General features: G+C 59.6%; 8 protein-coding genes and 5 tRNA genes. 11 read left to right on the top strand and 2 right to left on the bottom strand.

The annotated features are described in order from the left end of the window. Positions 1-253: 253 nt before the first annotated feature. From HUU60_12625 to HUU60_12605, 5 genes are read left to right on the top strand one after another with little or no spacing between them, the layout of a single operon-like run. The gene (locus HUU60_12625) at positions 254-1138 is read left to right on the top strand and encodes a dihydrodipicolinate synthase family protein (protein ID NUL83544.1); all 885 of its coding nucleotides are present in this window, start codon (positions 254-256) and stop codon (positions 1136-1138) included. Then, positions 1135-2733 carry an FGGY-family carbohydrate kinase gene (locus HUU60_12620; GenBank protein ID NUL83543.1) on the top strand — a complete coding sequence of 533 codons (1599 nt, stop codon included), beginning with the start codon at positions 1135-1137 and terminating at the stop codon, positions 2731-2733. The genes HUU60_12625 and HUU60_12620 overlap by 4 nt, the downstream gene beginning before the upstream one ends. Then, complete coding sequence (locus HUU60_12615; GenBank protein ID NUL83542.1) at positions 2730-3230, top strand: zf-HC2 domain-containing protein; 501 nt, start codon at positions 2730-2732, stop codon at positions 3228-3230. Before HUU60_12620 ends, HUU60_12615 begins: the two co-directional genes overlap by 4 nt. Then, on the top strand, positions 3227-3946 hold the full coding sequence (locus HUU60_12610; GenBank protein ID NUL83541.1) for a hypothetical protein: 720 nt from the start codon (positions 3227-3229) through the stop codon (positions 3944-3946). The genes HUU60_12615 and HUU60_12610 overlap by 4 nt, the downstream gene beginning before the upstream one ends. A gap of 17 nt (positions 3947-3963) precedes the next feature. After that, complete coding sequence (locus tag HUU60_12605) at positions 3964-4521, top strand: hypothetical protein (protein ID NUL83540.1); 558 nt, start codon at positions 3964-3966, stop codon at positions 4519-4521. Between the two features lie 2 nt (positions 4522-4523). On the opposite strand, the gene HUU60_12600 is transcribed toward HUU60_12605, so the two are convergent. Further along, positions 4524-5741, bottom strand: coding sequence for a hypothetical protein (locus HUU60_12600; GenBank protein ID NUL83539.1), 1218 nt, complete (start codon positions 5739-5741; stop codon positions 4524-4526). Between the two features lie 93 nt (positions 5742-5834). On the opposite strand from HUU60_12600, the gene HUU60_12595 reads away from it, so the two are divergent. After that, a complete protein-coding gene (locus tag HUU60_12595; GenBank protein ID NUL83538.1) occupies positions 5835-6341 on the top strand; it encodes a nuclear transport factor 2 family protein in 507 nt (168 codons plus the stop codon). Between the two features lie 6 nt (positions 6342-6347). Here the strand turns inward: HUU60_12595 and HUU60_12590 are convergent, their stop codons facing one another. Next, entirely contained in the window at positions 6348-8138 is a 1791-nt protein-coding gene (locus HUU60_12590) for a M3 family oligoendopeptidase (protein NUL83537.1), read from the bottom strand. Between the two features lie 70 nt (positions 8139-8208). Between HUU60_12590 and HUU60_12585 the strand changes: the two genes are divergently transcribed. The 5 genes from HUU60_12585 to HUU60_12565 all read left to right on the top strand — a co-directional run bounded on the left by HUU60_12585 (position 8209) and on the right by HUU60_12565 (position 8933). Beyond that, positions 8209-8283, top strand: a tRNA-Val gene (locus HUU60_12585). A gap of 9 nt (positions 8284-8292) precedes the next feature. Further along, positions 8293-8370: transfer RNA gene (locus HUU60_12580), tRNA-Asp, on the top strand. A gap of 11 nt (positions 8371-8381) precedes the next feature. Beyond that, positions 8382-8457, top strand: a tRNA-Phe gene (locus HUU60_12575). 52 nt (positions 8458-8509) lie between these two features. Then, positions 8510-8595: transfer RNA gene (locus HUU60_12570), tRNA-Leu, on the top strand. Between the two features lie 263 nt (positions 8596-8858). Beyond that, positions 8859-8933: transfer RNA gene (locus HUU60_12565), tRNA-Gly, on the top strand. The last annotated feature ends 396 nt before the right edge of the window (positions 8934-9329 follow it).

The raw sequence follows: 9329 nt of genomic DNA, 5'->3' as shown, positions 1-9329 counted from the left end.
TCCCCTGTATCCCCTCCCCAAACTCTGGCGAGTTTAGGGAGGGGAGCGAAAGGCATCGGATCGGACCGGGAGGGCGAGCGTCCCCGCGAGCCGAAAGACCGGGAGGGCGAGCGTCCCCGCGAGCCGAAAGACCGGGCCGGCATTCCGAACGGGATTTTTTCGATCTGTAGCACAATTTTGAACTCAACTCTTGCCCGACTGGGTATCCTTGCTCTTAGGAACCGGGCAAAGGTTGCCAAGAATAGTTAATGGGATGAGCGCGATTTCCTTGGACGGCGTCTTCACCGCGATGGTGACCCCTTTTGACGCATCGGGCCAGATCGACCAACCAGCCATAGCCAGATTGTTAGCCTTCAACGAGGCGTGCGGCATGGACGGCGTCGTCGTCTCCGGCACCAACGGCGAGGGCGCGTCCCTTTCGCCGATCGAGCGCGTCCAACTCTACGAACTGGCCTGCGCAACCCGCGGCCGCCTGAAAATCATCGCCGGCACGGCCACGTGCAGCCTGCCCGAAGCTGTCTATCTGGCCAAACAGGCCAAGCGCGCTGGGTGCGACGCTCTGCTCGTCCTCCCGCCCTACTTTTTCAAGAACTACACTCAGGACGGCCTCTACGAGTTCTACCGCGCTCTGCTCGAATCGACCGATCTGCCGGTCATCCTCTACCACATTCCCAGAATCACCCATATCCGCATCGAGCCGAACCTGGTCGAACGGCTGCTTGGCTATCCCAACCTGCTGGGCGTCAAAGACAGCGAGGGCGATCCGGAAACAGTGGCCGCTTACCTCTCCATGGCGCCCCGTTTGCGCCTCTACATCGGCCAAGAGGAAGGGCTGCTCGCCGCCCTGCAAAGAGGCGCGGCCGGCTCCATCAGCGGCGCCGCGAACGTCTTTCCCGAGTTGGTTTCGGGCATCTTTCGGGCGTTCAAAGAGGGTAGGGATGCGCAGAACTATCAGGATCGACTGAGCGAGGCGCTGGCCGTCTGGCGCAAATTGCCTTTCCCGGCGGCGTCCAAGTTTGCCCTCAGCCTGCGCGGTTTGCCGTTCTCCAAGGTTCGCCCTCCGCTTTCCGATCTGACCCCCGATCAAGAGGAGACCGTGCGCAGTTTCATGGCCGAGTTCATGGGGGTTACCGCGTGAGCTTCTATCTGGGCATCGATGTCGGAACGGCCAGCGTCCGCGCCGGGCTGTTCGACGACAACGGCCGCCTGATCGGCATGAGCGTCCATCCTATCGAGATCCATAGGCCTCAAGCCGACTTTGCCGAGCAGAGTTCTGACGACATCTGGCAGGCTGTGCGGGCAACCGTTCGGACCGCGCTGAGCGAGGCCGCAGCGACCGGCGATCAAGTGAAGGGAATCGGCTTCGATGCGACCTGCTCGACCGTCGCGCTGGACGATCAGGAGAGGCCTGTTACGGTCTCGCCGTCGGGAGACGACCGCTGGAACGTGATCATGTGGATGGATCATCGAGCGGGAGCCGAAGCCGACGCGATTAACCAAGGCCGCTTCGAGTTTCTTAAGCACGTTGGCGGTCAGATTTCGCTGGAGATGCATCCGCCCAAGCTGATGTGGCTGGCCAAGCATCTGCCCGAAAGTTATGCCCGCGCGGTGCGCTTTCTCGATCTGCCCGACTTTTTGGTCTACCGTGCCACGGGACGAGACGTTCGCAGCCTCTGTTCGACCGGCTGCAAGCAAGGCTATTTAGCGCATGAGGGACGATGGGACGAACCGCTCTATCAAGATGCAGGCATTCTCGACGCGGTTCATACGGGCAAAGTCGGGCGCGAGATCGAACCGCCGGGCAAACTGGCCGGACGCTTAACGGAACATGCTGCTCAAGAGTTGGGGCTGAGCGCCGAATGCGCCGTGGCCGTCAGCATTATCGACGCTCATGCCGGAGCCATCGGCTGTCTGGGGGCGATGGAAGACCCCGATGCCTGCCTGGCGCTGATTGGCGGCACATCCGCCTGTTTGATGGCGCTCAGCCGAGAGCCGCGCTTTGTTTCGGGCGTTTGGGGGCCTTATTTTGGCGCGGTGTTAGACGGGTATTGGTTGAACGAAGGCGGCCAATCGGCCGCGGGCGCCCTGATGGATTACGCGCTGGAGTACGGCCCAGGACGCTTGGCCGAACGAGCCAGAGCCGAGAATCGCGATCCCTACGAATACGCCAACGCGCTGGTCGCCAAGCTCCAGGCGGGCTTCGATCCCCCTGCCTCGCTGGCGCGGCACGCGCACGTCTACCCCGACCATCATGGCAATCGAAGCCCGCACGCCGACCCGCGCTCTAAAGGCCAGGTGGACGGTTTGACGCTGGGCGCCGATCCCGAAGACGACGCGATCCTCTATTACGCTACCGTCCAAGCATTGGCCTACAACGCCCGCGACGTGATCGAAGCCCTGAATACAAAGGGCTATCGTGTGAGCAGCCTGCGCGTTACAGGCGGCAGCGTCAAGAACCCTGTTTGGCTTCAGGAGCACGCCGATGCCACTGGGTGCGAAGTCATTGCGGGCGAGCAGCCCGAAGCAGTTCTGCTAGGTTCGGCGATCCTCGGCGCGACGGCGTCCGGTCGGTTCGAGACCGTTCGGCAAGGCATGGCCGCCTGGGTTCGGCCTGGCGAGACGGTCCAACCCAACCCCAGCGCCCGTGCCTTTCACGACGCTAAGTTTCGACAGTTCCAAGCCATGTATCGCCAGCATTTGGAACGCCGGAAGGCGATGGACGAAGCACGATGACTTGCCGCTGGGTAAGAAAACAGGGCTGGGCGTATTTGGAAGACTCTCTGCCGCTCAGCCAGAAATCCGATGTTGAAGCGCACCTGCAGGCTTGCGTCAACTGCCGCGCAGAGCTGATGCGCCGCGCCGAGACGATCGACCGCCTGACCAGAGGGTTGCCGGTGGAGGCGACGCCCCAGCAGGGAAGCGGGCTGTTGGCGGCCGTGGCGCTGCTCGCATTGCTGATCGTCGCAGGGCTGTACGGCTTTTCGCTCTTTGTCAAGTCCCCGCCCAGCGAACCACTGGTCGCGGCGCCGTCGAGCAGTTTGGAACCGGTCGGCGCAGTCGTGCCTTCGCGACCCAGAATCATTGAACCGCGCATGGCCTCAAGCCCGCGCAACTCTTCGCCACAGACCGTTTCAAAGCCTGCGCCAAGACCTGCGCCCAAGCCGCAGCCGACCTTCGCGATCTACGACGAAACTGGACGTTTGATCAAACAGGAGCCCATCAAACCATGATCTTCCGACAGCCCGAACCTCTGATTACGCTTTCTGCCAAGGGCGCCGACGTGAAAGACGCTCTGCACGACCTCTTCGCCCAGGCTAAGCGCGAATATGCGATCGAAGGCAATCTGAACGCCAGAATCTATGCGAATCTCGAACAGAGGCCCTTTACCGTCGCCCTTCAGACACTGTCGCATTCTGCCAAGTTCAAATGGGAAGTTAGGGACGGCGTTTATCGCATCTTTCCTGAAGGCGCGGCGCCCAAACGTTTGTCCGAGCAAGAAGTGCTCAACCGAAAAGTCAACGTGCTGGCCAACAAGACCGAGATCCGCGATGTCGCCCGCCAAATCTCGCAACAGTCCGGCGTGCCTGTTACCGTCGACAAGTCGGCGCCTTCGTACCGCGTTTCAGCCGAGGCGAGAGGCATCACGGTCAAACAGGCTTTGGCGCATCTGTGCCAGGGCGCGGGGCTGGAGCACAAATGGACCGGCAGCGGCTTTACGATCTCCCAGTCGGCGCATGCCGGCGCGGTCAGCCAACCGCCTATCGTGGTCGAGACCTCCGCCGCTATCAAGAATCGCCCGCCATCCCCAAGAACATCGCCCAACATCGCCTCGACCCCCGAAGGCGCGGCAAACTGCCCCAAATGCCGAGAAAAACTGACCAAGAGTTGGAAGTGGTGCCCGTTCTGCGGCCATTGGGTCAAGCCGATCACGGATAAGATGGGTTAGGAAAGGTAAACTAAAGCATGGAATTCGACTCGGACGATCTTCCGGTGTTCGGCGCATCCTATGTGAGCGCCATGCATAGCGCTTATATGGACGGTCGGTTTGATTTGAGTGAGGTCGTTCATAATGAATTCACTCAAGGGTATGCTCCTCCTGAAGAGGGCGAAACGACCATCCACCGGTTCGACTCGCGCGTTACGGCTAACGTTCGGATGTTCGACCGCGATCCGATTCGCGTTGAGGCCCGTGCCGATTGCACGGTTTCGGTCGCCTGGGCCGGGCAGCAAGGCAACGTTCGCACATTCAATGCTCAGATGGTCCAATTGGACGTGAAAGGCGTGGACAACCTAGGCGCCGCTCGATTGAGGGTTAGCCCGACCTTGCCGTCCAAGGGCGTTACTACGATCGAGAAGCTACCGAATGGCCTCTATAAGATCGAGAGCTACTTCGACATTTATACCGAGCTTTCCGTCGACTCAGGCGCTTATTGGTTCCCTTCGGAAACAGGCGCCGTGCGCATGATGCTGGTCGAGCATTACGACGCGCCTGCCCTGCAAACGGGAGTCTTGGTGCATTGAGTTCAATCCCGCCTTCCCGCCAATAGCAGGCGGGCAGTCGCATGCGTCGGAAGCGCCTCATAAGCCAGGCACAGCGCGATCGCCAAATCGTCGTTAAAGCCCGGTTGGGCGCCAAATCCTGCCGAGGCATCGTCGCCCAAAAGCTCAAAGTGGTAAAGCTCTCGCAGAAGTTCCTGATCCGGCAATAGGGCTATCCGACCCTGCTCCAAACCCAGCGCAAGCTGATCCACCAAACGCCTTTTAGACTGCCGCGTGAACACGATCCCCTCCGTGCGACACGGCGCGCGCTGAACGAGCTGCTCCATAACGGCGTCGCCCGATCCGGTCGAATCGCAGATCGCCTTCTCCACATTGTGCTGGGCTAAGTAGGCCGCCGCCTCCGCAACGATAAAGCCCCAGCTTTGTCCTCGCCACCTTTGCAGACCCACCATCCGGCACATCGCTCGGCTACCCTGCAGCACGACCGCCGCGGTATAGTCCCGATACCGCGCCCAATCGATGCCCGCGACGACCGGCCCCTCGACATCCGGCTCCATCAGCGTGGCCCGATCTATCCAATCGGTCCGGAAAGCCGCCTTTCCCGAGTCTAAGAACTCCGCTCCATACTCCACCATGAAGTCTCGATGCGACATCAACTTGGCCTGGCTTGCAAGGAACGGCGCCGATAGATTCGGATTCTCCCAGCTGGGGCTGGTTAGGCTCCAAACTTCGGGATCGCCGCTCTGTCCCCGCTCCCACAGTCGATGAAAATAATTGCGCCCGCGAGGCGTAGAGATGCAGATCAGCCGCCCGCGCCGCTCGGCCAAAGTCGGCATCAGCGCGCCCACCACGACCTCTTCCGGCACGTAGGCCGCCTCGTCCACCACGGCCATGTCTGCCCGAAAACCCCTCAGCGCTAAGCCTTGCCGGGCGGCGGCCTTCAGTAGCAATCGACGCTTGTCGCTGTACAATCCTGGCGATTGGCCGGTCTTTCGATAGAAGTTCGCTCCTTCTCGAACCAGCGCCATCTCCGCCCTGTCCAGCGTTTCCATGCCTTGGGCGAGAGTCGGCGCTACTAGAATCGCTCTTGCGTCCTCTTTAGCCATCAGCCCTTTGGCCAGTTCGAGCGCGGCGACCTCCGTTTTGCCCCAACGACGCCCGCAAGCCAACACCTTAATAGGTTTGGAGTCGTTGGCTAAGAAGGCGCGCTGTCCGCGGTGCGGGTTCCAATTCAAACTCATTTTTGTGCCATCCCCCTGACAAAGAGGCCTGAAAACGGAACCGAGTAAACCGCTGGCGGGTAACCTATAATAAGAAGCAGACAGGAGGCAGATATGAAGAGACTATTACTGCTCGGCGCGGCGACGGCGCTTTTGACCGCATCGGCTCAAGACCTTGCACAGCTGAAAAAACAGATCGAAGCGGAATACGCCAAATATGCCGCTGCTATGGCTGCCAAGAAACCTAAGGAAGTAGAAAGTTATATGGCCCCGGACTTCGTGCTGGTAACGACCGAAGGCATTATGTACAATCGTGTTCAGGCCATCAATTCGTACCGATTGGGCATCACGCGGATGAACAACATCCGCACCACTATCAAGATCGAAAAGATAAGAATGGACAAGGATCGCGTGATTTGCAACACGGTTGAGGATACGACCTGTGACATAAGGCAGAACGACGGCAAGGTTCGCAAGTATCGACGAACGGCCGGGATCGAGGAGACTTGGCGCAAGATCGATGGCAAGTGGCGCATTGCAAGGACGATCGAGAAGCGCGCCAGCACCTACATCGACGGCAAACTCTACGATGCGAAAGCGCTCAAGAACCTGGGCAAGTAGAGGCTCTTAGCCGACCAATTCGACAAATCGGTCGATGTCGCGCCGCACAAAGTCTAAGCTGGCCTCCCAAAACGCCGGGCTTTTCAGGTCGAATCCATACCGATTGGCCAATGTCTGCGCGTCGTCCAGCCCGGTCGAACTGAGCAAATCGTCGTAGGCGTCTCGGAACGGCTCAGGGTCTTTCTGATAGAGCGCGTACAGCCCTAAGCCGAACAGCAGCCCGAACATGTACGGGTAGTTGTAGTAAGTCGAGCCGTAATAATGGGGCTTGGCGGCCCAAGCGTATTCGTGCAAGCAGTCTGGATCAAGCCCGTCGCCATACGTATCGAGCTGAGCCTCTCGCATGATCTGACACATCTCCTGCGCCGAAAGTTCGCGATCTTGACGCTTGGCCATCACCGTCTGCTCAAAGATAAACCGGCTGGTGATATCGACGGTAACCCCGGACGAACGCTCCAAAGCACCGTCCAAAATCATCAATTGCTCGTCTCGGTCGGCATCGCGCAGGGCCGCGTTCTGGATGATCGTCTCGCAGAAGATGCTGGCTGTCTCGGCCAGACACATCGGCGTTTGACGCTGCAACGGCGTTCTATTGGCCAGACAGACGTTGTGATAAGCGTGCCCCAACTCGTGCGCCAGGGTGCTGACCGATAGGAACGAAGGCTTAAAGTTCATGAACACGCGCGATTCGTCTCGCTGGATGCCGGTGCAAAAAGCGCCGTCCCGTTTGCCCGGCCTCGGCTCGGCATCGATCCAACCTTCATCGGACGAGCGGCGAGCAAACCGGCTCAGCTTATCGGAATAGTCGGCAAAACCCTCCGCGACGAACCGAACCGCCTCGTCCCAACTCCATTCCCGCTTCGATGCCCCGACCGGCGCGTACAGGTCGTACCAGGTCAGCCGCGACAGCCCCAGTGCCTTTGCCTTTGCCTTGTAAAAGCGTCGAAAATCGGGAAACGCCCGCCGCGCCGCGCCCATCATCGCGTCCAATGTCTCCCGGTCGATATGATTCTCAAACAAGGCCGCATTCAGAGGGTCGCCCCAGCCGCGCTTCTTGGCCAGGTGCATCGTCGCGCCCTTCAGACTGTTCATCGCCGCGGCGATGGGCAGCGCATTGGCCTTCCAAGCGTCCAATTCCGCATGATAGGCAGCCTCGCGCACATTGCGATCCGGATCGAACGCTAGGTTTCGCGCCATGCTCATAGGAATCGTCTCGGTCTTGCCCTCGCGATGGATCGTTACCATGATCTGCGAACTGAAGTTGCCGTAAAACCGGCTCCACGCCCGGCCGCCGTACTGTCCCAGTTCGCTGGCCAAAATCTCCTCCGGCTCCGACATCATCTTAGAAGCCTGAGTCTTCTGCTTGCGAATGGCAAAGGCATGATCAGCCGCCAACGGCGATTGAGCGATCCACTGCTCCACATCGATAGCGCCTATCCAGCCCGTGAATCGAGCGATCAGCGCCCCGATTCGAGGCTCGCGCCCGCTCAATTCGCTCAGTTTGGCCTGTGCCAACTCGTCGCGCGAATCGCACGCCACAAAACAGTGCGTATAAGCCATCAGCACGCGCTGGCGCTCGAGCAGTTCGTTCCATTGCGCCAGAGCAGAATCCGCAGCCTCTCGGACAGCGTCGGTCCACGGCAAGGCCTCGGTTCGGCGAATGCCGGCGGCATCAAAGCGCTCCTCCATTTGGGCGATCGACTGATCATATCGGGCGACCGCGTCTATATACTCTTGCGAATCGAGGCTGGGAAAGACGGACGACATGTTCCAGCGGGGAAGGGCTTCGGCAACCATTGAGCGCTCCAATTGAGGTGGATTTTGGCCGATTATACCCTTGCAGGGATGTGGTATATTAACCCGGTCGGGGCGAATAGCTCAGCGGTAGAGCGCTTCCCTTACAAGGAAGTGGTCGTAGGTTCAAATCCTGCTTCGCCCACCATGGCAGCACGGAGCGGTAGCTCAGCACGGTTAGAGCGCTAGCCTGTCACGCTAGAGGCCGCGGGTTCAAGTCCCGTCCGCTCCGCCATTTTCTTATTAGCCGAGGTAGCTCAGTCGGTAGAGCAACGGACTGAAAATCCGTGTGTCGGCGGTTCGATTCCGCCCCTCGGCACCATCCGACCGCTTTGCCTTGATCCTGTATCGCGCTGGGTATTATAGATTTTGCCGGGCGGGTGGTGGAATTGGCAGACACGCTAGACTTAGGATCTAGTGGGCATAGCCCGTGGGGGTTCGAGTCCCCCCTCGCCCACCAAATTTCTTTTGCTTGGTGGTTGACTCTTGCGCCTCTCGCGGCTTCTTCATTGGGAGGGCTGAGGCATGGAGTTAGAAATTCGTTCGCAGGGCATCGGTCGATCGATCCGCGAGGTCGCCTCGAACGGTCGGACGAACGGAGCGGTTTCTTTGGAGTCGTTCAGTGTCGCTGCTCGGAAGGGTCGATATGCCGTACGCAACCTGTACAGTGCGGGATCGGATTGCAGGATTCAGGTCGGATACGGTATAATTAAGGTTAGCCGAGCGGGAATAGCTCAGTGGTAGAGCACCTCGTTGCCAACGAGGGGGTCGTGGGTTCGAGTCCCATTTCCCGCTCCATTCCTCGGGATTCTCTTTTGTCGACCTTCCGCCTCTTCGGGCGATGGGTTTCATGTGATGGACGGTTACGCCGCGGCGGGCTGCCAGCACATCTCCTCCAACCAATTCATCCAAACTTTTAGAAAGAACCTCGACACAGCGTTGACAAAACTTGAGAAACCTTCGACCCGCGCTAGCGCGGGGGAACCGGCAGCCTGCTTGTCTTTCGTTCCCCTCCTTAGCCAACTTGTCTTTCGTTCCCCTCCCTAAACTCGCCAGAGTTTGGGGAGGGGATACAGGGGAGGGGTTTGTCTTTGTCCGTTTCGTTCTCCGATCGGCCCGTAAGCGCGGACAGGCCTCAAAACCAGCTTGTCTTTCGTTCCCCTCCCTAAACTCGCCAGAGTTTGGGGAGGGGAC

The organism is Armatimonadota bacterium (assembly GCA_013359125.1).
Classification (GTDB): domain Bacteria; phylum Armatimonadota; class Fimbriimonadia; order Fimbriimonadales; family GBS-DC; genus JABWCR01.
This window is presented reverse-complemented; position numbering and strand designations above follow the sequence as displayed.